The 24,334-nt window shown below is 59.1% G+C and carries 20 protein-coding genes; 9 read left to right on the top strand and 11 right to left on the bottom strand.

The annotated features are described in order from the left end of the window. The first annotated feature begins 583 nt into the window (after window positions 1-583). From ppk1 to DWV43_RS03930, 5 genes are all read left to right on the top strand, one after another. Window positions 584-2,986: a polyphosphate kinase 1 gene (ppk1, locus tag DWV43_RS03950; protein ID WP_233539234.1), complete on the top strand. Its 2,403-nt coding sequence runs from the start codon at window positions 584-586 to the stop codon at window positions 2,984-2,986. A 98-nt stretch (window positions 2,987-3,084) separates the two neighbouring features. Next, window positions 3,085-4,413 carry a 23S rRNA (uracil(1939)-C(5))-methyltransferase RlmD gene (rlmD, locus tag DWV43_RS03945; protein ID WP_117817788.1) on the top strand — a complete coding sequence of 443 codons (1,329 nt, stop codon included), beginning with the start codon at window positions 3,085-3,087 and terminating at the stop codon, window positions 4,411-4,413. Between the two features lie 106 nt (window positions 4,414-4,519). Next, window positions 4,520-5,062, top strand: coding sequence for a DJ-1 family glyoxalase III (locus tag DWV43_RS03940; protein WP_117817790.1), 543 nt, complete (start codon window positions 4,520-4,522; stop codon window positions 5,060-5,062). Further along, entirely contained in the window at window positions 5,059-5,640 is a 582-nt protein-coding gene (locus DWV43_RS03935; RefSeq protein WP_117817792.1) for a nucleoside triphosphate pyrophosphatase, read from the top strand. The genes DWV43_RS03940 and DWV43_RS03935 overlap by 4 nt, the downstream gene beginning before the upstream one ends. 100 nt (window positions 5,641-5,740) lie before the next feature. Next, window positions 5,741-6,742: a P1 family peptidase gene (locus tag DWV43_RS03930; RefSeq protein WP_117856210.1), complete on the top strand. Its 1,002-nt coding sequence runs from the start codon at window positions 5,741-5,743 to the stop codon at window positions 6,740-6,742. A 360-nt stretch (window positions 6,743-7,102) separates the two neighbouring features. Here the strand turns inward: DWV43_RS03930 and DWV43_RS03925 are convergent, their stop codons facing one another. Beyond that, window positions 7,103-8,134, bottom strand: coding sequence for a glycosyltransferase family 2 protein (locus DWV43_RS03925; protein ID WP_117655323.1), 1,032 nt, complete (start codon window positions 8,132-8,134; stop codon window positions 7,103-7,105). Next, on the bottom strand, window positions 8,127-9,329 hold the full coding sequence (gene glf / locus DWV43_RS03920; protein ID WP_117817796.1) for a UDP-galactopyranose mutase: 1,203 nt from the start codon (window positions 9,327-9,329) through the stop codon (window positions 8,127-8,129). The genes DWV43_RS03925 and glf overlap by 8 nt, the downstream gene beginning before the upstream one ends. A gap of 231 nt (window positions 9,330-9,560) precedes the next feature. Here glf and pta point away from each other — a divergent pair, with 231 nt between their 5' ends. Next, window positions 9,561-10,541, top strand: a complete 981-nt coding sequence (gene pta, locus DWV43_RS03915) for a phosphate acetyltransferase (protein ID WP_089573084.1) — start codon at window positions 9,561-9,563, stop codon at window positions 10,539-10,541. A 350-nt stretch (window positions 10,542-10,891) separates the two neighbouring features. On the opposite strand, the gene DWV43_RS03910 is transcribed toward pta, so the two are convergent. From DWV43_RS03910 to rnd, 9 genes are all read right to left on the bottom strand, one after another. Next, complete coding sequence (locus tag DWV43_RS03910; protein ID WP_117637507.1) at window positions 10,892-12,070, bottom strand: acetate/propionate family kinase; 1,179 nt, start codon at window positions 12,068-12,070, stop codon at window positions 10,892-10,894. 164 nt (window positions 12,071-12,234) lie between these two features. Continuing rightward, on the bottom strand, window positions 12,235-13,413 hold the full coding sequence (locus DWV43_RS03905) for an acetate/propionate family kinase (RefSeq protein ID WP_006234305.1): 1,179 nt from the start codon (window positions 13,411-13,413) through the stop codon (window positions 12,235-12,237). Window positions 13,414-13,533: 120 nt separating this feature from the next. Then, the gene (locus DWV43_RS03900) at window positions 13,534-14,694 is read right to left on the bottom strand and encodes an MFS transporter (protein WP_117817798.1); all 1,161 of its coding nucleotides are present in this window, start codon (window positions 14,692-14,694) and stop codon (window positions 13,534-13,536) included. Window positions 14,695-14,813: 119 nt separating this feature from the next. Beyond that, window positions 14,814-15,704 (bottom strand): LysR family transcriptional regulator, encoded by an 891-nt coding sequence (locus DWV43_RS03895; protein ID WP_117817800.1) that lies wholly within the window; start codon window positions 15,702-15,704, stop codon window positions 14,814-14,816. Between the two features lie 41 nt (window positions 15,705-15,745). Continuing rightward, a complete protein-coding gene (locus tag DWV43_RS03890) occupies window positions 15,746-16,081 on the bottom strand; it encodes a histidine triad nucleotide-binding protein (RefSeq protein ID WP_117817802.1) in 336 nt (111 codons plus the stop codon). A 48-nt stretch (window positions 16,082-16,129) separates the two neighbouring features. Beyond that, on the bottom strand, window positions 16,130-16,396 hold the full coding sequence (xseB, locus tag DWV43_RS03885; RefSeq protein ID WP_006234311.1) for an exodeoxyribonuclease VII small subunit: 267 nt from the start codon (window positions 16,394-16,396) through the stop codon (window positions 16,130-16,132). 42 nt (window positions 16,397-16,438) lie between these two features. Beyond that, entirely contained in the window at window positions 16,439-17,890 is a 1,452-nt protein-coding gene (gene xseA / locus DWV43_RS03880; RefSeq protein WP_369832340.1) for an exodeoxyribonuclease VII large subunit, read from the bottom strand. Window positions 17,891-18,005: 115 nt separating this feature from the next. Next, on the bottom strand, window positions 18,006-18,710 hold the full coding sequence (locus DWV43_RS03875; RefSeq protein WP_117817804.1) for a zinc metallopeptidase: 705 nt from the start codon (window positions 18,708-18,710) through the stop codon (window positions 18,006-18,008). 238 nt (window positions 18,711-18,948) lie between these two features. Continuing rightward, complete coding sequence (gene rnd, locus DWV43_RS03870) at window positions 18,949-20,082, bottom strand: ribonuclease D (RefSeq protein ID WP_117817806.1); 1,134 nt, start codon at window positions 20,080-20,082, stop codon at window positions 18,949-18,951. 98 nt (window positions 20,083-20,180) lie between these two features. On the opposite strand from rnd, the gene DWV43_RS03865 reads away from it, so the two are divergent. The 3 genes from DWV43_RS03865 to DWV43_RS03855 all read left to right on the top strand — a co-directional run bounded on the left by DWV43_RS03865 (window position 20,181) and on the right by DWV43_RS03855 (window position 24,291). Then, window positions 20,181-21,098 carry a diacylglycerol kinase family protein gene (locus tag DWV43_RS03865; RefSeq protein ID WP_117817808.1) on the top strand — a complete coding sequence of 306 codons (918 nt, stop codon included), beginning with the start codon at window positions 20,181-20,183 and terminating at the stop codon, window positions 21,096-21,098. A gap of 410 nt (window positions 21,099-21,508) precedes the next feature. Next, window positions 21,509-23,311 (top strand): C69 family dipeptidase, encoded by a 1,803-nt coding sequence (locus tag DWV43_RS03860; RefSeq protein WP_158569823.1) that lies wholly within the window; start codon window positions 21,509-21,511, stop codon window positions 23,309-23,311. Window positions 23,312-23,718: 407 nt separating this feature from the next. Continuing rightward, entirely contained in the window at window positions 23,719-24,291 is a 573-nt protein-coding gene (locus DWV43_RS03855; RefSeq protein WP_117817812.1) for a hypothetical protein, read from the top strand. Window positions 24,292-24,334: the final 43 nt, after the last annotated feature.

Genomic DNA, 24,334 nt, shown 5'->3' with positions numbered 1-24,334 from the left:
TCGGAAGGCACGTGCAGACCTTTCGTCATGGCCTCCTACCTTTCTTTCGGGCCTTTCGGCCGAATCTATCAGCGCCCTTCCGTAACGGGCGCTGCTTGCTGACAGCTCTAGTTATATCCAAATTCCACCCGCAATTCCACCTCACCCCCGAACGGTCAACAAAGTGCGATGAACGGTATATCGCATGTGATTCCCCCATGATGCACTTCGGCGCTCTAAAGTACCTTTTCAAAGGTAAACGCTCTTTTTCCTATAAATTATCCCCCATCGCATCTATAAATCCATGATTCAGAATTGCATAGGTAAAACGGTTTTATGTATATAAATGAAGCTAGCCCACGTTTTGGACCGAATTCAATGATATTCAGCTTGCCATCATTCTTATTCACGCATCCTTATCAGTTGAGTGAGAATATTGAACGCTAGCAATAGCGTCGCGAGCGTTCGTTCTATGGCCGGGCATCGTAAGAAATAGGTAAAGATACCGTTCACGCGATACGTCCGTGCCAGCGGTCAACTAAATTGAGACAATAGAATAGAGTTAGGCTATCGTCCCCTGCGGGGACTGAACGGACAGATGCATATGCCGAGCAAAATCGAAAAGAAGCAAAAGGCCGCCAAGCTGCGCAAGCCGCCGCGTGATTTTTCGTATACGCAAAACCGAGAGCTTAGCTGGCTGCGCTTTGACAACCGCGTGCTTGACGAGGCATTCGACGAGACCGTTCCTTTGTTCGAGCGTCTAAAGTTCGTGTCGATCTTCGAGTCCAACCTCGACGAGTTTCTCATGGTGCGCGTGGGCGGCCTGTCCGACCTGGCAGAACTCAAAAAACAGCCTGTGGACAACAAGAGCAATATGACCGCCTCCGAACAGGTCGATGCCGTCATGGTAGAGCTGCCCGGACTCCTTACCCGTTGGGAGTCCATCTTCAAGAGCATCGAGGGCAAACTCGACGCCCTGGGCGTTCACCGCGCTCGCATCGATTCGCTTACGCCCGAGGAGCGCACCTTTGTCACCCGCTACTTCCAGGCCTACGTGTCGCCGGTCATCTCGCCGTTGGTCATTGACCCGCGCCACCCCTTCCCCAACCTGCGCAACGGCGCACTCTATCTAGCTTGCAGACTGGACGGTGTCACGGACGAGGAAAGCCTGCTGGGCCTCATCGAGATTCCCGCCTCGATGAACCGCGTGGTCGAGATTCCCTCGCCCGCCGGCACCTACTCCTACATCTTGCTCGAGGACGTCATTCTTGCCTGCCTGGACAGCTGCTTTGGCTCCTATAAGCCACTCGACCGCGCTCTGATCCGCGTCACCCGCAATGCCGATATCGACCCAGACGGCGAGGGCATCGAGGAGGAAGAGGATTACCGCCAGCACATGAAGCGCATCCTCAAGAAACGCTTGCGCCTGCAGCCGGTGGTGCTCGCGGTCTCGGGGTCGCTCGAGAAGGCGACGCTCAAGACCATCCGCAAGGCGCTCGAGCTTTCGCGCCGCTCTGTCTTTACCTGCGATATCCCGCTCGACCTAGGCTACGTCTTTGGCATTGAGGGCAAGATTCCCGAGCACCTGCGCAACGAGCTGCTCTTTACGCCGTTTAAGCCGCAGCCCAACCCCACTATCGATATGACCCGCTCCATCCGCGAGCAGGTACTTCAGCACGACAAGCTGCTCTTTTATCCCTATGAGGCCATGAACCCCTTCCTGGATCTGGTGCACGAGGCCGCCTACGACCCCGAGTGCATCTCACTGCGCATCACGCTCTACCGCGTGGCCAAGCAGAGCCGCCTGTGCGAGTCGCTGATCGATGCCGCCGAGAACGGCAAAGAGGTCACGGTGCTCATGGAGCTCCGCGCGCGCTTTGACGAGCAGAACAACATCGAGTGGGCCGAGCGCCTGGAAGAGGCCGGCTGCACCGTCATCTACGGCTCCGAGGGCTTTAAGTGCCACTCCAAGATCTGCCAGCTCACCTATCGCGAGGGCATGGCGCTAACGCGCCTGACGCTGCTGGGCACCGGCAACTTTAACGAGAAGACGGCCAAACTCTACAGCGACTTTATGCTCATGACCGCTCACCCCGGCATCGGCGAGGACGCCAACCTGTTCTTCCGCAACCTGTCGCTGGGCAACCTGCGCGGCGATTACCGCTTCCTGGGTGTGGCGCCCGTCGGACTGAAACCGCTCATCATGCGCGGGCTTGACCGCGAGATCCAGCGCGCCCTCGCCGGCGAGCCCGCCCGCGTGTTCTTTAAACTCAACTCGCTCACCGACCGCGAGGTCATCGACAAGATCGCCGAGGCATCGTGCGCAGGAGTCCGCGTGGACATGATCATCCGCGGCATCTCGTGCCTCAAGCCGGGCGTTCCTGGCAAGACCGAGAACGTGCATGTCCGTTCTATCGTCGGACGCTTTTTGGAGCATGCGCGCGTTTACGCCTTTGGCGTGGACTCGGACATGATTTACCTGAGCTCGGCCGACATGATGACACGCAACACCGAGCACCGCGTGGAGATCGCCTTCCCCGTGCTCGACCCCACCTGCCGCGCCCTGGTGCACGAGTACATGAGCATGCAGCTGCGCGACAACGTGAAGGCCCGCAGCCTCACGAGCGACGGCACCTGGGTCCCCGTGGAGCGCGCAGAGGGTGATAAACCCTTCAACTCGCAGGAAGCCCTGCTGGAGCGTGCCTACCGCAACGCCGAGGCCGCGGCCGAGCCCGTCATTGAGGCAAAGCCCGCCCCTGCTCCTAAGCCGCAGCCGGCCACACCCGAGGTTCAGAAGGTCCAGGCGACCGTCATTGAGCCCGAGCCCGCACCTGCACCTCAGCCCGAGCCGCAGGCAGCTAAGCCCGCACCCGAGACGAGCGCCCGTCGCGATAAGCCCGCCGGCAAGACCAAGGCCATCGAGCGCCATCGCCCCGGTCGTGTGCGCATGGGCCTGGGCCTGATCGGCCTGGGTCTTAAGACGCTCATTACTGGCAAGACGAAATAGTCGTTTGTAGAAGCAGTTTGTAGAAGCGCCCCGCATTTGAGGAAAGCCTCGGATGCGGGGCGCTTTTCCCTGCTACCATGGTGCGAGCAACAACACGAATGACAGGCAGGGATATGAAGCTCACTATAGAATCGATGACCTACGGCGCCGACGGGCTGGCGCACGCCGACAACGGCAAGGCCGTCTTTGTGCAGGGCGCCGTGGCAGGCGACACCGTCGAGGCCGAGGTCGTACAGGACGGCAAGTCGTTCATGCGCGCCCGCACGACCGAGATTCTGGAGCCGAGCCCCGATCGCATTCAGCCCCCCTGCCCCTTCGTTGGCATCTGCGGCGGTTGTTCGTGGGGCAATCTCTCACGCACGGCACAGCTCGCCGCCAAGGAGCAAAACCTGCGCTCCACGCTCGAGCGCATCGGCAAGTTCGCTCCTGAGCAGGTCGATGAGTTGGTACAGCCCATCTGCCACACCAAGGACGACTGGGGCTACCGCAATAAAATCGAGCTCGAACCGACCGTCGTCAACGGTCGCGTGCGCCTTGGCATGCACGGTGTCAACCCCAGCAAAATCGTGACCGTCGATGCGTGCCCGCTGTTCGATAAGCGCTTCCCGAAGGCGCTCAAATCGGTCGTCGGCGCACTCAACTATCTAAGCGGCAGCCATGACTTGGGGCTCGAACGCGTGGGCATTCGTGCATCGCGCCGTACCAAGGCACTCGAGGTCGCACTCTGGACGCCTACAGGCTCTTTTCCGCGCTCGCAGGTCTCCCGCGTGCTGGCGGACGCCGCTCATCCCACGAGCATCGTGCGCGTGATGAGCAAGGGCGAAAAGAAGGCCCGCCGTGTCTCCAAGGTCGAAATGCTCGCCGGAGAGGGCTCATGGACCGAGAATATCGCCGAGGGTCAGATGCGCTTGTCTGCCCCGTCTTTTTTCCAGGTCAACACCAAGGGTGCCGAGATTTTGATCGAGCTTGTCATGGAAGCGCTCGACCCGCAAGAAGACGAGCTTGCCGTGGACCTGTACTGCGGCGCCGGAACCTTTACCCTGCCGCTCGCCCGCCGCTGCGACTTCGTCGCCGCCGTCGAGGCCTACGGCCCAGCCGTGCGCGACCTGCGCCGTAACCTGGAGATCAACAAGCTTGATAACGTCGACGTCATTGGCGGAGACGCGGTGCGCGAGTTCCCCGACCAGGATGCCGACGTCTTGGTGGTCGACCCGCCGCGCGCAGGCCTCGCCCCCGAGGCGATCGACCTTATCGCCAGCACGAGTGCTCGCGATGTCGCCTACGTGAGCTGCGACCCGGCCACCCTGGCGCGCGATCTCAAACGCTTTGTCGAAGAAGGCACCTTCTCCCCCGTCAAGATCACGCCAGTCGACCTGTTCCCACAAACCTTCCACTGCGAGACCGTCGTCCACCTTAGGCGCAACTAGCCACTTAATCATTGCTCAGAATAATCATTGGGAAATCGAGCGTGGCAAGCGGAGGTCTTCGGGGTATAAGACGGCTAATTGTATGCCGCCTATGAAAGGAACCCTCATGCCCAGCGTTGCCGTTCTCGCCGCCGATGGCTTTGAAACTATTGAATGCTTGACCATGGTCGATGTCATGCGTCGCGGCGGCGTGCGTGCCACGCTCGTCTCGATCATGCCCACGCGTGAGGTCGTAAGCTCGCTGCAGATCCCCGTGACCTGCGATGCGCTCTTTGATGAGATCAACTTTGACGAGTACGACTGCGTCGTGCTGCCCGGCGGCCTGCCCGGTGCCACCAACCTGCGCGCCGATCAGCGCGTCTGCGACGTGGTCTGCGAGTTCGCCGCGACCAAGCACGTTGCCGCCATCTGCGCCGCCCCGTTTATCCTGGGCGAGCTCGACCTACTCGAGGGGCGCCAGGCCACGTGCTTCCCTGGCTTTGAGAAAAGCTTCCCCGTAGGCGCCTATACCGGCGAGAAGGTTACGCAAGACGGCAACATCATCACCGCCAGCGGCATGGCCCAGTCGCTCCCCTTTGCGCTTGAGCTGCTGCGCACACTCGCCGGCGACAAGGCCGTCGAGAAGGTCGCCGAGGGCATTCAGCTATGATTTTGGCTTCGCAATCACCGCGCCGCATCGAGTTGATGCGCGAGGCAGGCTATGACATTCGCGTGATTCCCGCAGATATCGACGAAACGCCTTTTGATGGCGAGGCCCCGCTTACGCTCGTTGAACGCTTAGCACGCGCCAAAGCCGCCTCCGTTGCCGCCGAGCATGCCGAGCCCAACGAACTGACCGTCGCGGCCGATACTATTGTCACCTTCGATGGTAAGATTCTGGGCAAGCCGGCAACCGAGGACGAGGCGCGCACCATGCTCCGCGAGCTTTCGGGCCGCACGCACCAGGTCGCAACCGGCGTCTGCATCGTTAAGGCAGGCGACACGGCCGCTCCGCATGCCGCCGAGAGCCTGTCGTTTGTCGATGTGACCGACGTGACGTTCTATGAGCTTACCAAAGAGCAGATCGAGCGCTATGTTGCCTCCGGCGAACCCATGGACAAGGCCGGGGCCTACGGCATCCAAGGCACAGGCGGCCGCATGCTTGTGCACGATATTTCGGGTGACTTCTACAACGTGGTGGGCTTGCCCATCGCTCGCGTCGCACGCGCGATTCAAAAACTCTCGTAATTGCATCTGGCGCTGGTTATCCCCCAGCGCCTACAATTTTGCCGTACCGTACGGATCCCGACCGGGCATAAGGCCCGGCGGAAAACCGATAGGAGAAAACATGGACACACTGCTCGAAGCCATCGATGTTTGCAATGTCGATGGCTTTTGCTTTGGCAACTATACGGACGAGGAGGCTGGCACCGGCTGCACCGTAATCGTGGCGCCCGAGGGTGCCACCGGCGGCGTTGACGTTCGCGGCGGTGCTCCAGCATCGCGCGAAACCGACCTGCTGCGACCCGAGAACACCGTCGACAAGGTTCACGCCGTCTGCCTTTCGGGCGGATCGGCCTTTGGCCTCGAGGCTGCAAGCGGCGTCGCTCGCGAACTCGAGAGCCGCGGCATTGGTCTGTCCGTCGGCCCCACGCAGGTGCCCATCGTGTGCTCCAGCTGTATCTTCGACCTTGCCTTTGGCGACCCCACCGTTCGCCCCGACATAGAGGCCGGCATCGCCGCCGTGCGCGAGGCACTCGACAACACCCCCACCACGCTCGAGCAAGGCAATGTGGGCGCCGGCACCGGTGCCACCGTAGGTAAGCTCATGGGCCCTGCCACCTGCATGAAGGCCGGCCTTGGCACTGCCGCCGTGGCGCTCGATCCCGTTAAGGTAGGCGCCGTGGTTTCGGTCAACGCCTGCGGCAACGTTGTCGACCCCCTCACCGGCGAGTGGGTCGCCGGCATGCGCGCCTCAGCCGATAGCGACCAAATCGTCGATATGGAACTCGCAGCCTTTGCCGCCGCCGGATCCATGCAGATGCCGCTCGACCGCACCAACACCACCATCAGCTGCATCGTCACCAACATGGAGCTCACTAAGGCCCAGGCCACCAAGGTCTCCCAAATGGCCGCAGACGCCTACGCACACGCCATCCGTCCCACGCACACCACCAACGACGGCGACACCATCTACACCCTTGCCAGCGGCAAGTTGGGTGCCCAGGCTAGCGCCGCCGCACCCCTAGACCTACTGGGCATGCTCGCCGTAAGGGCCCTGGAAACCGCCATCGTAAACGGAGCCAAAACCGCCAAAACCTCCCACGGCATCCCCGGCGCCGCGAAGTAAACTAGCTCGTCCGGTTGCCCGGTGGGTCTTGGTTATGTTTGCTGCTCTACAGTCCTGGCTCGCACGAAGAGCACATTAAGTGCTCTTCGGCTCGTGCGGAACTCGCGACAAACATGACCAAGACCCACCGGGCAACCTACCAACCAAGTCTTTTCAGCCCAGGCCCATGTGTACCACGCGTCCAAGGTCTTCAAATTCAGCTTGCTGACATAAAGCAAGACATAACAGAGGACCCCTGGTCCTTAACTTGATACGAGTTCCGCACGCAAAGGAGGCGCCAGTGGCGCCTCCGTCTTGCGCAGGACTGTTCGAAGTAGCAAGTTAAGGACCAGGGGTCCCCGTTACCCGAGCGTTTCTGCCCTAGTTGAATTTGAAGATCTTTGAGGCAAGACGGTATAGGCCAAGTGTGGTTTTGTCTCCGGCGCGACCGCGGAGGTTGGTGAAGAAGCCGACCACGCCGTAGCGAGCACGACGATACATGCGCTCATCGTAGGCCTTCAGGTCCGCCCACAGCGTCTTCAGGCGCTCGTCGGCGCAATCCTCGTCGGAAAGCTTGGTGAGCACCGAGCAGATCGCCATCATCATAGTGAAATAACCCATCATGTACGAGCGCAGACGCGACGACTCGACATCGCTGTACAGGTGGTACGACTCCATCATGATACGCGTAACACGGAACTGCTGGTCCAGACGCTTGACCATCGTGGCCTCGTTGACACTCTGGCCCTCGCGACCGATAAAGTAGCGATAGAGGTCGATGTCGGCGTAGTACATGGTCTTGCAACGCGGCAGCGGCACGTAGGCGTAGATGTTGTCCACATAGAACGTGTGCGGCGGCATGGGCAGGTTGGACTCGCGCAGCACATCCGTGCGATAGCACAGGCTGTGCATGAGCAGATTCTGGTCCAAACGGAAATGGCCGATCTGGTCCCAGGTAAAGATCTTTTTTCGAGGCAGGGCAAACTTGTAACCAATGGCCGTATGCGTACCCTCGTAAACCTTCTCGTACACGTAGTTCGAGATAAACAGGTCAACGCGCTGGTCGCGCTCTTCAAAGCCGCGCAGAATCGACAGCATGGTCGAAAGGGCAGCGCCGTCAAGCCAGTCGTCCGAGTCGACAACCTTGTAGTAGGTGCCCTGCGCCTCGCGCAGACCCGAAAGGACGGCAATACCGTGGCCGCCATTCTCCTGGTGCACCGCGCGGATGATTCCAGGATAACGGGCCTCCCACTCGTCGGCCTTGGCTGCCGTCTCATCCTTGGAGCCGTCGTCCACCACGATAATCTCGATATCGGTGGCATAATTGCTCCCCTCCAAGATGGAGGTAATGCAATGGTCCATGTCCTTAGCGGCGTTATACGAGGGAATACCGAATGTTATGACTTTATGCATGGCAGGCGATAATCTCATCCGAAAGATCGAGGGCGGAATTGGTCACGGCATCCATATCGTAGTAACGATACTCGGCCAGACGACCCACCGGGTGGAAGTTTGTCAGGTTCTGGACGCGCTCAAGATAGCGCTCATAGAGCTCACGGTTCTCGGGCTCAAGAATGGCGTAATACGGCGTCTCGCCCGAGCCGGGCGTATAGGCCTTGGAGTACTCCTTCATGATGGTGGTCTTGCCGGGCAGGACCTGACCGGTCATGTTCTTGAACTCGGTGATGCGCGTGTAGTCCTCGCTCGTGGTGTAGTTGACGGTGCCCACGGGCTGGAACTGATCCATATCGAGCGTCTCGAACTTCATGTCGAGCGTGCGGTACGGCAGCGCGCCCAGGTCGAGGTTGAACAGCTCATCGAGCGGACCGGTATAAACGATCTCGCCGCCGTAGACCTTGCCACCGATCTTGACGGTGGTCTCGTCGATCTCAAAGAGATCGCGGGCGTCCACATCGCAGAACACGTCGATCAGGTCGTGGTCGAGCATATGCTCGAACAGCGCCGTGTAGCCGTCCTGCGGCATACCCTGGAAGGGAGCCTGCGGGAAATAGCGGTCATCGTCGCCCACAAAGACGGGAACGCGACCGGTGATCGAGGGATCGATCTGGTCGGGCGTCTGGCCCCACTGCTTCATGGTGTAATGCAAAAAGACGTTCTCGTAGACGTAATCGGCGACCTCGGCCAAGTCGGGGTCGTTCTTCTTACGCAGCTCCATAATGGGCACCTTGACATCCTTGCCAAAGGTCTCCACGAGCTTCTGATACAGCTCCTCGCCGCGCTCATCACCAAAGGCGAGCTTGAGACTCGCATGGTTGAAGGGCACGGGCATAAGGGTACCGTTGATGTTGGCGAGCACCTTGTGCTGATAATCCGTCCACTTGGTAAAGCGCGACAGGAAATTGTGCACGCGCTCGTTAAAGGTGTGATAGATATGCGGACCGTACTCGTGGATCAGGATTCCGGCCTCGTCAGTGCAGTCATAGGCATTGCCCGCAATGTGGCTACGGCGCTCCAAAACGGCAACACGATAGCCGATAGTCTCGGCAAGACGGCGGGCGCAAACGGCACCGGCATATCCAGCACCGACGACAATCATGTCGTACGCGCCGGCGTTAAAGCCTTCAGGCAGGCCTGAGGTAATCTGCATCGATACTCCTTGTCAAAAGCCACGGGCTCGTTAGCTGGGCTTTTCTCGAACATTCTTCGAGACATATTTATCAGAGCGATTATAGCGCTAATGCGTCCTATAATGAGCTTGCCACACAAGGAAAGCTCAAGCACAGCGGCGAACATAATTGAAAGGTAGACCCGCTAGCAGCGGGTTTATTCGTGAACAGCCGGGCGCCTGGAGCTTAGCGAAACGCTTGTAAGGAGTAACATGAGCGATTTCCTAAACCGTATGAAGTCTGCCGCCAAGGCCGACCTTAAGACCATCGTCCTGCCCGAGGGCGAGGATCCGCGCACCATCGTCGCGGCCAACAAGATCATCGAGGAAGGCCTGGCCAACATCGTCATCCTGGGCGATCCCAACGAGATCAACGTTCCCGGCGCCACCGTCATCGACCCGCGCAATGCCGAGAAGCACGAGGAGTACGCACAGAAGTTTGCCGAGCTCCGCGCCAAGAAGGGCGTTACCATCGAGCAGGCTCGCGCCCAGGTGATGGACGCCACCTACTTTGGCACCATGATGGTCAAGATGGGCGACGCCGACGGCCTGGTCTCCGGCGCCTGCCACTCCACCGCCGACACCCTGCGCCCCGCGCTTCAGATCCTCAAGACCGCCCCGGGCACCAAGCTGGTCTCGGCCTTCTTCGTGATGTGCACCGACACCCCGCAGTTCGGCACCGACGGCACGCTGATCTTCGCCGACTGCGGCCTCAACATCAACCCGTCCTCCGACGAGCTCTCCGAGATCGCCATCGCCTCCGCTCACTCCTGGTCCACCTTCATGGGCAATGTTGAGCCGCACGTGGCCATGCTCTCCTACTCCACCATGGGCTCCGCCGGTGGCGAGGTCGCCAAGAAGGTCCAGGAGGCCGTGAAGTTCTGCAAGGAGAAGGCACCCGAGCTCGCCATCGACGGCGACCTGCAGCTCGATGCTGCTATCGTCCCCACCGTCGCCCAGCTCAAGGCTCCCGGCTCCTCCGTTGCCGGCAAGGCCAACGTGCTCGTGTTCCCCGACCTCGAGGCCGGCAACATCGGCTACAAGCTGGTTCAGCGCTTCGCTGGTGCCGACGCCTACGGCCCCATCCTGCAGGGCATCGCCAAGCCGGTTAACGACCTTTCGCGCGGCTGTTCTGCCGACGACATCGTGGGTGTCGTAGCCATCACCGCCGTCCAGGCTCAGATGGCTGAGTAGCGGACGCACTCGCCCGAAGGCCGTACGGGCTAACCCCTGAAAACGTCCTCGACCAATGAAACGCCCCCGTTCTGCTCCTTCGGAGCTACGAACGGGGGCGTTTCTGGTGCGGAATGTTTTCAGGGGTTAGCCCGTACGGCCTTCTACTGCCACGAAGCATTCAGAGCATCTGGAGTGGACGGCGGCTTGGCTACGAGCTGGGGCTGAGGATCTGAATGGATGGGTGTCATTGCTGGGAGCGCAGGCGTTACTGGTGATGATCACTTTGGGACTGGAATTTTCGCCTGCTAGCAAAAAGGCCTCCTGAGCTGCTGCTCAGGAGGCCTTTCGTTCAATCGCAAGCGAACGCACTAGTTATTCGCGGTCAGACGCTCGACGTCGTGGGCGATCATGTATTCCTCGTCGGTGGGGATGACCATGACCGTGACGGAAGAGCCGGCGGCGCTGATGACCTGCGGGCCGTTACCCACGGCCTCGCGGTTCTTGTTGTTGTCGATGCGCACGCCCAGCCACTCGAAGCAGTCGCAGAAAGCCTTGCGGATCGACCAGTCGTTCTCGCCAATGCCGGCGGTAAAGGTAATGGTGTCCACGCCCGCCATTGAAGCGATCATGGAGCCGGCCTGCTGCATGGCCTTGTAGGCGAACATATCGAAGGCAAGCAGGCAGCGCTCGTCGCCCTCGGAGGCGCGCGTACGGATGTCACGGGCGTCGTTGGAGATGCCCGAGATGGCAAGCAGACCAGACTGCTTGTTCATCATGTCATCGACTTCCTGGTAGCTGTAGCCGCCCTCGCGCTGCAGGTAGCACACGGTAGCCGGGTCAATGGAACCACAACGGGTGCCCATCATCAGGCCGTCGAGCGGCGTGAGGCCCATCGTGGTATCGCGGCATACACCGTCCTCGATGGCGGCGAGCGAAGCGCCGTTGCCCAGATGACACGAAAGCAGACGGTGGCAGCGCGAACCCAAGATCTCCTTGGCCATCATCCACTCATAGCGGTGGCTTGTGCCGTGGGCGCCGTACTTGCGCACGTGATACTTGTCACGCACGTCCTTGGGCAGGGCGTAGGTGTAGGCGACCTCGGGCATAGTCATGTGGAACGAGGTGTCGAAGACGGCCACGTTGGGCAGCTCCGGATACTTCTCGCGACAATACTCGATTGCCGCTGCCTCGCCGTAGTTGTGTAGCGGGGCAAGCGGTGCCACCTCGAGGATCTTAGCCATGACCTCATCGTCAACGACCGCGGAATCGTCAAAGTACCAGCCACCCTGAACAATACGATGCCCAATGCCATCGATCGTAAAGTCGGTCTTCTCGAGCTCTTCGAGCACGCGTGCGATAGCCGAACGGTGATCCGGGAAGGGGGCCTCCTCGGTTTGCTTGGCGCCACCGTTCTCGGAGTGGCCAAAGATGCCCACGTCCGAACCGATACGTTCGCAGTTGCCCTTGGCGAAAACCTCGCGGGTATCGGTATCCAAAAGCTGATATTTAAGGCTTGAGCTACCGGCGTTGACAACAAGTACGTTCATGAGACTCCTTTGCAGTGCGATACGGTCGGCGCAGACCCCTTAAGGCGGCCGCATGTTAATAAGAAGTTATCACAACTTAATAAATAACTATCAGGCATATCGCCCAACGAGCACAAAAGAGGGGCCGAACGGCGCTCGGTCGTCCAGCCCCTCCCCTTTTGCAATTACTTGCCGTTGACGATGCGCTCGACGTCGGAAGCGATCATGAACTCCTCGTCCGTGGGGATAACGAAAATCTTAACCTTGGAATCCTTGGCAGACAGGCACCATGCGCCGTCACCACGCAGGGCGTTGCGGGCATGATCCATCTTGACGCCCATAAAGGCCAGGCGGTCGGCCACGCCGGCGCGGACGGCAGGAGCGTGCTCACCGATGCCGGCAGTGAAGACCAGGGTGTCCATACCGCACATGGAGGTGGCCATCTCGGCAGCCTTGGCGGCAATCTTGTAGACGAACATATCGAAGGCAAGCTGGGCCTCGGGGTCACCGGCGGCGGCGAGCTCCTCGACGTTGCGGCAGTCGTTGGTCTTGCCGCCGGTCACAGCCAAAAGGCCGGACTTCTTGTTCATCATCTCGTCGACCTCGTCGAAGGTGTAGCCGCCCTCGCGCTGCAGGTAGCACACGGTAGCCGGGTCGATGGAGCCGCAGCGGGTGCCCATCATAACGCCGTCGAGCGGCGTCAAGCCCATGGTGGTGTCCATGCACTTGCCGTCCTCGATGGCGCACAGGGAAGCGCCGGAGCCGATATGGCACACGACGACCTTGCGGGCCTCGCCGTTGGTCATCTCGGCGACCTTCTTGGAGATGTAACGGTAGCTGGTGCCGTGGGCGCCGTACTTACGGATGTGCAGCTTGTCGCAGACGTCCTTGGGCAGGGCGTAAGTCTTGGCGACCTCGGGCATGTTGAAGTGGAAAGCGGTGTCGTAAACCGTGACGTTGGGCAGGTCGGGATACTGCTCCAGGCAGTACTCGATAACGTTGGCCTCGGGGTTGTTGTGCAGCGGGGCGAGCGGAGCGACCTCGCGGATCTTGGCGAGGACATCCTCGTCGACGAGGGAGGAATCGCCAAAGTACCAACCGCCCTGAACGATACGGTGGCCGATACCCTCAATCTTGACGCCGTTGGCCTCGAGGTCCTTCAGGACAACCTCGATGGCGACCTTGTGGTCGGGGAACTCGATGTTCTCGGTCACCTTCTTGGAGCCGTTGGCAGCATGGGTGAAAGTGCCGCCGGTAAAGCAGACGCGCTCGCAGGAGCCCTTTGCGGACACCTTATGGGACTTGGTATCGATGACCTGATACTTAAGGGTCGAAGATCCTGCGTTGACGACCAGAACGTTCATGTGTCTCCCTACTAACAGGCGGTGTGGCGCCGCCAGGTTACATACGCTTCAATAATAAACCCAAACGCCCTCGCGCTCGGGTTTATTGCGTTGATATATAAGTTATCGGTGCCTAAATACTCATGTCCTCTGGCTTGTAAGACGAAATAACGCGGGGATATACACAAGGGAAGAAATCCCGAGCGCGACAAGCAATATGACTCGAATGCCCGCGATGCCGCTCAACGCAGCGTTGAACAGATAGAAAAGGATGGCACCCACCGCCACCATCTGGCTTTGAACCGAAATCAGTGAACAGCGCATCGAAGGATCGGCTGCTTTTTGAAAAATTGAGTATTTAATTGGAGCAAATAACGAGTACGCGACCGTCTGCAGCACATAGAACACGGGCAGCAAATAAACCGGAGTTAAGGGAATCAAAAACAGAGCTGTCAGGAAAAGACGCACGATGCCGCAAATACGCGCAAAGCGGCCCTTGTCGACATGAGCAATCGCACAGGGCACAATAAGTCCCATGGAGGCCGAGGCAAGGAGCTGAACCGCAATGGTCACACCCGAAGCGACGGCATTCATTCCGCGACCCGCAAGCAGCAGTGAGAAAAAGTCTTCCAGGGCGACAAAAGCAAATGCCTGAGAACAGTCCATGATGAACGCTGAACGAAGAATGCCATTACCCGCAATAGCGGCACCGATCATCTTCGGGCTAATCCCATGTTCAGGTGTCGTCGCAGTGCCCCCTCTTCGCATCTCAGGAATGCAGACAACGACAACCAACGTCAACACCATTGCGATGATATCTGCCGAAAGACCAATGAGATATGCACCGACGGACGAAATGAAACCGCCCACGCAAGCGGAGATGGCATAAGAGGCATAGAAAACAAATCGCTCAACGACATTAAGTCTTACGAGCTGGTCCTGAGAGACGCTGTCAATGTAAATCGCTTCGATGGATCCGCTCACACACGCAACGGCAAAACCCTTGAGAGCGAACGCACCGATTAAAAGCAGGGGAGAACGGACGAGAAGCAGGGCGGCGTAGTATCCAAGCATTCCCACGACGCCAACGAGACCGCTTGTCTTTCGTCCAAACCTATCAGCAATATAGCCAGTGGGAACTTCGAGGATGAACTTGCTCACTTGATATGCAATCATCATGCTAGAAATCGCCACCATCGAGAATCCGACGAATTCAAGGTAAACCGTCAGAAAATACAAAATGGTGCTGAAGTTCGACAGAAAAACGAACGTCATATAAAGCAAAACCGTACGGTTTTTCATGCTCCGCCCTCCAAGAGTCAGCAATCTAAATCGGAATCTTGGAAAAGCATGAGGGCAAAGCTGTCAGCTATGTGTTGCAAGGCGTCAATAATCACTTGACGTCTCGAAGCCAATTAATCTCACGAAGCAAGATGACGCAATAGGTGCAGAAAAACCGTCTGGTGTCGATCGGTCCAGGAGTTTTGCCGATAGCAGAAGTAGATGGGCAAGACTACGTCATGCGAGGCTTCAATGGAGCACTCGCTCACTTCCGATCCATCTGATGCGAGAGAAGAGCCAGAAAAACCCAATATCAATCCCCCGGCTTGAAGAAACTCAGCCTGCGCTCTGTTTCCGTATTCGACGTCGCGGAAGCGGAAATTAACCAGCTGAGCTTCGGGGCATTGATTGATTGCATTGAGACAGGGCGACAAATTAATGGGAACAGCTAACCTGCCGCCCAGTAACTCACGAACGGTCATAGCGCCCACAGATTGATGACCCGCTGGGCACGAAAGAACCTTGAGCTCCTTTTCACCCAAGTATTTCGAAGAAAGGACACTGTTCCTTGGTTCCTCAAATGAGATGGCCGCATCCGAAATGCCAAGCACAAGTGATTCAAAGCATGTAGCCGTTGGCTGATGCCACACATCAAGGTGAATCTGAGGGTGCGAGCTTTCAAACGAGTCGTACCAGTTTTCGGAAAAGAGACGCCCCCGCCCTTGAAGGCAGGGGGCGTAAAGACGGAAGTGGCCGTCGGGCGAGACGCCGTCGTCCCTCGATTGGGCGTACTTTTTAAGATCGTCGACTTGTGCCAGGATCACGCGTGCACGACGCGCAAATTCTCTGCCCGCCGGAGACAAAACAGCCTCCCCCGCCGATCGGTCGAGCAAAACAATCTGATACTCAGATTCCAACTTTTTGATTGCCGACGAAACGGCCTGCGGACTCACATGAACGGCGCGAGCTGCTTTGCGCACGCCGCCATAGTTCGCTACCGCTTGAAGGTATTCGAGTTGAGAAAGCTGCATAGATTACTCCAAAGGCAGCCAAGTCGACGGGCTACGTGTCCTCAGATGAGGTTCTCGCCCAGGTTCTTGCCGCCGAGGACATGCATGTGGAAGTGCATGACGGTCTGGCCGGCGTTGACACCCTTGTTGGAAATGACGCGGAAACCGTCCTCCAGACCCTTGGCCTTGGCGACCTCCTGGACGGCGTGGGCCATGGCGCCCATGGTCTCGGCGGGCACGTTGTCGGCGATGTCGCTGTAGTGCTTCTTGGGGATCACGAGCGTGTGGACCGGCGCCTGGGGGTTAAGGTCGTCGAACGCGATGACCTGGTCGTCCTCGTAGACGACGGTCGAGGGGATATCGTGGTTGGCAATTTTGCAGAAGATGCAATCACACATGGTTGTTCCTTTCTCACAGACCAAGGTAATTATATTTGGTCGGAATGGTTAGAACGAAAGGTTGTCGTCGGTGTTGGCGGCCTCGCCGTCGGCGAGTACGTCGTTGCCGTCGACGTCCTTAAGGAGCACCGAGACCTTCTGCTCGGCATCGGACAAGCGGGTGCGCAGGCTCTTGAGGAGCTCGACGCCGCGGGTGTAGCTCTCAAGCGACTCCTCAAGCTCCATATCGCCCGACTCCAGGCTGCGGATGATGAGCTCCAGCTCCTGTGAGGCCTGCTTGTACGTAAGCTGCTCGACCGGGGTCTTCTCTGCCATAACTGTTTCCTTTCCTAAGGGTCTATCACTGTGAAACGCGGTCTACTCGACCGCGTTGACGGTTGCCGACACGTTGCCGTCTGCCATGCGCACGCGGATGGCGTCGCCGGGCTTAAAGGTCTTGGCGCTCGTAGCAACCCCATCATCGCCGTACGCGATGGAGTAACCGCGGGCAAGTACCTTAAGCGGCGACAGGGCATCGAGCGAAGCCGCCGCACGGCCCAGGTCGGACGCTGGCTTGCTGAGCATCGTGCGCCCCTGATGCTCTAGACGGGAGCTTGCGAGCATGAGAGCATGGCGCTTGCCATCAAGCCCTGAGGTGCTTGCGATCAAGCGCTCGGGCAGACGCTCGAAGTTGGAACGAAAGGACCCGACCGAACGCGTTATGGCGCCAGACAGACGATCGGCCGTCAGGGCAAGCTCCGATTCGCGACGCTCGACCATAAATGTGGGGTCGTTGAGGCACGGGCGACACGCAGCCGCATCGAGCGCATCGCCCAAGCGAGCCGTATAGGTATCCCAGGCACGGCGACCGCGCTGATCGAGCATTTCCAGATCGACCTGATCCGACCCTATCATCGAAGCCATCGCGGCGCCCAGACGCTGATGGCGCGTCTCGAGCACGTCTGCCAACTCCGTCATAGCCGGCGCCACCGATTCTGCCGCTGCCGTGGGCGTGGAGGCGCGACGGTCGCTCACCATATCGCAGATCGAGGTATCGGGCTCATGCCCAATACCCGTCACCACGGGCACGGGACAGGCTGCCACCGCGCGGGCAAGCTCCTCGTCATTAAAGGTCATGAGGTCCTCAAAGGAACCGCCGCCGCGCACCAGCAAAATACAGTCGGGCGCCGGCGTAATGGAAGCGGCGCGGCGCAAGCCCTCAATGAGCTCGGCCGGCGCACCCTCGCCTTGAACCTTGGCGCCCACGCAAACGAGCTCGACGAGCGGGTTGCGACGACGCAATGTACGCTTGACGTCGTCGATTACGGCACCCGAAAGCGAGGTGACGACCGCCACGCGCGAGCAAAACACCGGGATGCGGCGCTTGCGCGCTTCGTCCATCAGGCCCTCTCGGCGTAGCTTTTCGGCCAGTTGCGCCACTTGTTGACGCAGCAGACCCTCCCCCGCCAGCGAAAACGAGCGAGCGACAAAGCTCATGCGGCCCGTGGCCTTATAGAGATTGAAGCTGCCCTTAAAGCTCACCTGCATGCCGTCACGCAGATCGAAGGTACGCTTGAGATAGGCGCCCTTCCAGATGATACAGTCGACGGCGGCCGAGTCGTCTTTAATCTGGAAGTAGCAGTGGCCGCTTCGGGCATTGGGACCACGGAAACCCGTGACCTCGCCCAGGACGGTCAGTTGCGGAATAGCATCGAGCGCACCGGCGGCGATCTCTACCGCCTGGCTCACGCTGAGCTCTTTACGCTCTTGCTCGTCCGAACCGTCGAACTCGGCGGAAACGGCATTGCCGGTTAGATTCCAGCCTGCCACGCAGCCCCCTTTCGTCATCGTGCACAAGGGCTCCGGCCCCGCGCAAATTCAAGTCCAACACATAGTACAGCGCCGCGGGGACACAAATCCCCGCGGCGCCCAACGACCCAATTTGTTATCGGTTGGAGTTTCTGTTGTAGCGAGCCATAAGATAGAGCAGCTGAATAATCGAGGTGAGCGCCGCAGCCACATAGGTAAGCGCGGCGGCCGTCAGCACCTTCTTGGCACCGTTGACCTGTTTGGAGCTCATGCCCGACTGCTCGATATACGCCACGGCGCGGCGGCTGGCGTCAATCTCGACCGGCAGCGTAACGAGCTGGAACAGCACGCTAAACGAGAAGAAGATCAGCGCGAGGGTCGTGAGTCCCGCGATGTTCATGAACAAGCCCATGAGCAGCACGATGGTCCAGGTGTTCTGGGTAAAGTTGACGACCGGCACGAGGGCGGTACGTACCTTCATCATGGCATAGCCGCTTTGACGCTGCGCGGCATGGCCTGCCTCGTGACAAGCGACAGCAACGCTTGCGACCGAACCGCCCGAACGGTTGGAATCCGACAGATACAGGTTGTTGTCCTGCGGGTTGTAATGGTCAGTGAGCTCACCGGCGACGCCCTTGATACCCACGGCACTGCAGCCGTTCGCGTCGAGCATGCGGCGAGCGACCCTGGCGCCCGTGTCGCCGTCCGAGCGAACCTTGGACCACGTCTTGTACGTCGAATTGATATAGCTCTGCGCGGCAAGGCCAAGCACCGTGCAGACAAGAACAACCAGCAGGTACAGCGGGTCGATACCAAAGCCGTATCCATAGTAATAAGGCATGCGAATTCCTCCGAATCGAGTTACACGTTGGAGGCATTCTACCCACTCGCCCAGCAGGCAAGTCAGCATCGATGTTTAGGCATTGTCAGCGAAAACGGCCGAGAGCGAGCAAGGTGACGTGAAAGAGAAGCGACGCGTACTTTGGTACGCGAGCGACGATTGAACGTCAGATTGCCGCTCTCGGCCGTTTGCAGCGTCGAGCTGTTACGCGGTTTGGTAAAACCGCGTAACTTTATAGCTATAGCAATTCAATTTTGCCATCTTTGACCGTCAACCCCATATTGCCCGAGAGCAGATCGTCCAGGCGCGAGCCCACAAGCTCAAAGCGCCAGCCTTCGCGCAGGGGACTCTGCTCGGGATGCTCAATATAGTCGGCCAGGTCATCGCGCGAGGCAATGACCGAGGTCGCTACGCCCGAGCGCTCGGCAACCAAGCGAATAAGCGCATACATAAGGTCGGTCACGCTCTCCAACTCCGGCGAAATCTGGCGATGCCCGCGCACCATGAGCGGCAGGCGGTCGTGCGGGCAGCTCGCGCCGCGTTTGATGGCCATGAGCGCGCCGTCCACGTCGCGCTCCCCCAGCTGATCGGTGCCGCGGATGCTGCGGAACTCCTCGACGCGCACGGGATTGCGCTTGACGAGCGCCAGCAGCGTATCGTCGGACATGACCCACTTGCGCGGGATGTTGCGGCGCTCGGCGCGGTCCTCGCGCCAGGCGGCGAGCTCGCGCGCAATGCCCAGCTGATGGCGGCTGCACGAGTTGATGCGCTTGACCTTGCGGAATGCCTCGTGACGATCGGCGCGATAATGCGACCCGTCGGCCAGCGGACGCAACTCGTCGAGCACCCAGTCCACCCGGCCCAGCTCGCGCAGGCGACTCATCATCTCGGTATAGGCAACAATCAGGTACTTGACGTCATCGATCGCGTACTCGATCTGTTTGTCGGTCAGCGGGCGGCGCGACCAATCGGTCAGTGACTCGGTCTTGGGCAATGAGACACCGCAAAACGTCTGCACGAGCGCGCCGTAGGAAATCTGCTGGCGCTCGCCCAAAAAGGCGGCGGCCACCTGCGTGTCAAAAATGGGACGCGGCAGCACGCCCACGGTATGAAGCATAACCTCCATATCCTGCGAGCAGGCGTGAAATACCTTGGTCACGCTCTCATCGCCCATAAGCTCGGCCAGCGGCGATAGGTCGTCGATCACCAGAGGATCGACCGCGACGCTCTCGGCAGGGGTGGCAATCTGAACCAAGCACAGGCGCGGGTGGAACGTGCGCTCGCGCAAAAACTCGGTATCGACGGCAATCGCGTCGAACTCGCGGGCGCGCTGACAAAAGTCGAGCAGAGCCTGATGTGTGGAAATGTACATATCAACCCATCGAATAAGGTTAGGCCCGAAAAACACGGGTAGGATATCGGCATTGCCCTACAACTATACTCGGTTAGTCACAGAACGGGAACGTAAGTATGCGCTGCCTTATCATCCACAACCCGGCATCGGGCCCCAGCTCAGATGAAATCTACGCGTTCACGCACGCCCTCGCGCAGGGCGGCGACGAGGTCGTGATGCGTTTTATCGGCGATGGCATGGAACCCGAGGACGCCGTGGCAGACGTGCGCGAGTTTGATCGCGTGGTGATTTCGGGCGGCGACGGCACCGTCTCCAACGTGCTCGACCAGATGCGCGGATGCGGCGTCCCCACGCTCGTCTTCCCCTCCGGCACGGCCTGCCTGTTCTTCAACAACATCGGCAATGCCCCCGAGGCCGCGGCGCTCGCCAAGGCCTGCCGCGTCGGCCGCACCGTCAAGGCGGATATGGGTGAGCTCTTTTGGCTCGACGAGAACGGCAACGAAAAGCGCCACGGCTTCATCATCATCGCCGGCTCTGGCTACGACGCCGAGATCATGATGAAGGCCGCCCCCACCAAAAACGACATCGGCGAGATCGCCTACTTCCTATCCGCGCTCGCCACGCCCAACCCCACGGTGGCGCACTTTACAATTGAGCATGACGGCATTGTCGAGGAGCTCGATGGCATCTGCTGCATGGCCGGCAACACCTCGGTCATCCAAAACGACATCAACCTGTTCCCCGACTGTCGCATGAACGACGGCATGGTCGATATCGCAGTCATCGAGCCCGTAAAAACCGTGCAGCTCCTCCCGACCGTGATCACCGCCGCGCTCGACCCCGCCGGCAAGGTGCTCGGCCGTCCGCAGTTTAAGATCATCCAGACCAAAGAAGCCAAGATCACCTGCACCCCGTCGCTGGGCATGCAGTTCGATGGCGAAATCATCTCCAGCAACTCGGGCGTCTTTGGAGCCCGCGCACTTCCGCAATGCCTCGACCTCATCGTCGACGAATTCTCCCCACTCGGAAAATAGGAGGACCCCATGAACGACAATCCCCTGCTCGGCTTTATCGTCATCGTTTTGGCCATGCTCATCGGCTATGCGATTAACGTTATCCACCGCCGGAAGAAGTAATTCCACATTGGTATGATATTCATCCAATCATCGTCTCCCCCGTTGTTTATGCATTTGCCAAACAGCGGGGGATTTTTCTTTGCGCCCCGTGCAAGGTGCTTTATTCAGGTAGAGTAATTGCAGGGTGCCTTTATTTAAGTAAAGCTACATAATGAGTATTCTTATCCGTTCATCGCATATTTTAGGACGCTCATCGAGTATTTCATCGAAATAGATGAATACTCTTTAGACTTCCTATAGGCTAATAGATGTATTTATTAGCTGAGATTCCACATAGCTTTGCGGGGTCTCAACAGTTGGGAGGGATTATGAGGTTTACTCATCCCGTCAACACGCTCAAGAAGCTTGGCTGCGGCCTCGCATTCGGAGCTGCGGCCATTATGGCCATGCCGACCTCGGCGCTCGCTTGCACCCAGATCTACATGGGCAGCAAACTCACGGCGGACGGCAACACGTACTACGGCCGCGCAGAGGACTTTAGCCCGCGCTATATCAAGCACTTTGGCATTGAGCCTGCGCACAAGGACGGCAGCGAGTATAGCTCGCTCGAATCCGGCTTTGAGTACAAGTCCAAGGGCGCGACCTACCGCTACACCTTCGTTCGCGACAACCCCTCTCAGTGGGAAGATCGCTATGACGCTTATTCCGAGGCTGGCATCAACGAGAAGGGCGTCTCCTGCTCTGCCACGCTGAGCACCTCCTACAACGAGAAGGCTGAGGAGGCCGACCCCATTACCGAGGAGACCGGCATCGGTGAGTACAATTACGCCAGCGTCATCCTGGGCGAGAGTGCCACGGCCCGCGAGGGCGTCGAGCTCCTCGGTAGCCTGGTCGACGAGCAGGGCATCTGCACCAACGACCAGGTCATCATCGCCGACAACAACGAGACCTGGCTGTTCGCCGGACTTTCTGGCCATCAGTGGATTGCCATGAAGCTCACCGACGACATCGCCTCGGTCAACCCCAACATCGGCAACCTTAACTACAAGGTCAACCTCGACGACACCGAGAACTGCCTCCACTCCAAGGACATTCAGACCATGCCCGAAGAAAAGGGCTTTGCCAAGTACTTCGAGGACGGCCAGTTCGACGTTGCCCAGACCTACGGTGAGGAAATTAGCGATAAGGCCATGCATTCTTGGTCTCGCTATATCCAGGGCCGCGATTATTTCATGGCTCCGCTTGCCGAGGGCACCGACTACGAGATCGTTAAGGACGAGCGCGAAGATGCTCGTGCCACGACCGGCGCCCTGGTCCACGAGATGCAGCCGCTGTTCTTCCAGCCCGGCAAGTCCGACTGGAACACCTTTGAGATGATCCGCAGCTTTGCTACTCGTGGCGAGAATGTCGCCGGCCTCAACGCCAACACCGACGGTGCCTATGCCATCGGCTCCAACCGTAACACCGAGATCCACACCTTCCAGATCCGTCAGGGCATGGACCCCGAGATCGCGACCATCCAGTGGGAGATGCTCTCCAACGCCGAGTTCTCCGTCGCTATTCCCTTCTACTCCGCACTGCTCACCGAGGTCAGCCCCTACTTCAGCGATCAGGATGTCTCCTTCGATCACTGTGAAGAGGAAGACGTCGTGAACAACGAGGAGCCCAAGAACTCCATCAATTACGTCCTCATGGACATCAACACGCTCGCCGAGGAGAACCGCGACAACTGCGCCACCGGCGTCCGCGCCTATCTCGACGCTCTGCAGAAGGAGCTCATCGAGCAGAACCTGACCGTCGACGAGGCCATGCAAGCTGCCGAGGGCACCGAGGCCCGCACCGCCCTGGCCAACAAGGCTGGCAAAGCCGCGACCAAGAACACCTACGTCAAGTGCAAGGCCATGCTCGAGGAGATGCGCGATTACCTCAAGAAGGGCGACTTCTCCGAGAAGTTCGTCCCGAGTGACTACGATGCCGACAACGACTGCCTGGTCGAGTCCATCACCTACGCCGACGAGGCCCTCTCCGATGAGGACGTTGCCGAGCCCGAGGTTAAGGAAGAGGCAACCGAGGAGAAGTCCGAGGGCAACAACATGGCCGCCATGGCTGTTGGTGCCGTCGTCATCATCGGTGTCTGCGGCTTCGTGCTCTATCGTCGCAAGAAGGCCTAAGACCCTCACGTTCTAAAGGAGGGCGAGACAGCGTGAGCGGCCTTGCCCTCCTAGCCCGTCATCTGGCCGGCGGGAAACGCCGCTGAAATCTTTTCAAAAAAGATTTCCCTGCACATATATCGCTGTGCTATAGTGCAGCGCAACAGCAACTAGGTGTGACCGCGCCACGGCATCACGAAAGGAGTCACCAACATGAAGAACACGATGAAGTCTCTCAACAACTGGTGGTGGCGTGATGCGAATACGATCGGTCGACAGTGAGTCCCTCACGCCTGTTTTTGCGCTCTAGGTGATTGGAAGGCCTCCGGTTTCGACCGGGGGCCTTTTTCCATCTCGAGCCCGATCGCATTCGCATCACGCGCCTCCGCTTTCTTCTCTTGCACTTCCCCTCCGAAAGGATTTTCACCATGTCTCAGAACACCACCACCGCCCAGCCCCGCACCGTCCAGACCGCCGACCGCGGTAAGCTCGATATCCGTGCCCTTGTCCTGCTCGCCATCCTCCTTGCCGCCGGCTTCATTCTCAACTTCACCGTCGGCAAGGCTATCTCCAGCATCTCGGGCGGCATGATTAGCCCCGAGTTCATCATCTCGGCCTTCTGCCTCACCATCCTGGTCGTTCGCCCCAACATTGGTCAGGCGCTCGTCATCGGCCTTATCTCGGCCGCCGTGATCCAGATCACCACCACCTCGCCGTTTGTCGATTTTGCCGCCGAGGGCATTGCCGCCATGCTCATGGCTGTCATTGTCAACGCTGCTACAAAGGGCGGCCAGGTTAAGCCTGCCGTCGCCATCATCGCAACGTTCGTGACCACCTTTGTCTCGGGCGTCATCTTCATGGTCATCAAGATGGCCATGCTCGGCGTGGTGGGCGAGCTCGCCGCAGCCATGCTGCCCGTTGTCGCCATGACCGCCGTGTTTAACGCTATTCTGGTCGGCGCCCTCTATCTGCCCATCCAGAAGTCCCTTAGGCTCAACTAACCCGCTCGGCTTTACGAGCCACCCCATCTTGGCGTTCATTCGT

Source organism: Collinsella sp. AF05-9, from assembly GCF_003465595.1.
In the GTDB taxonomy this organism is placed as follows: domain Bacteria; phylum Actinomycetota; class Coriobacteriia; order Coriobacteriales; family Coriobacteriaceae; genus Collinsella.
The sequence above is the reverse complement of the archived record's forward strand: the minus strand, read 5'-3'. Positions and strand labels throughout refer to the sequence as shown.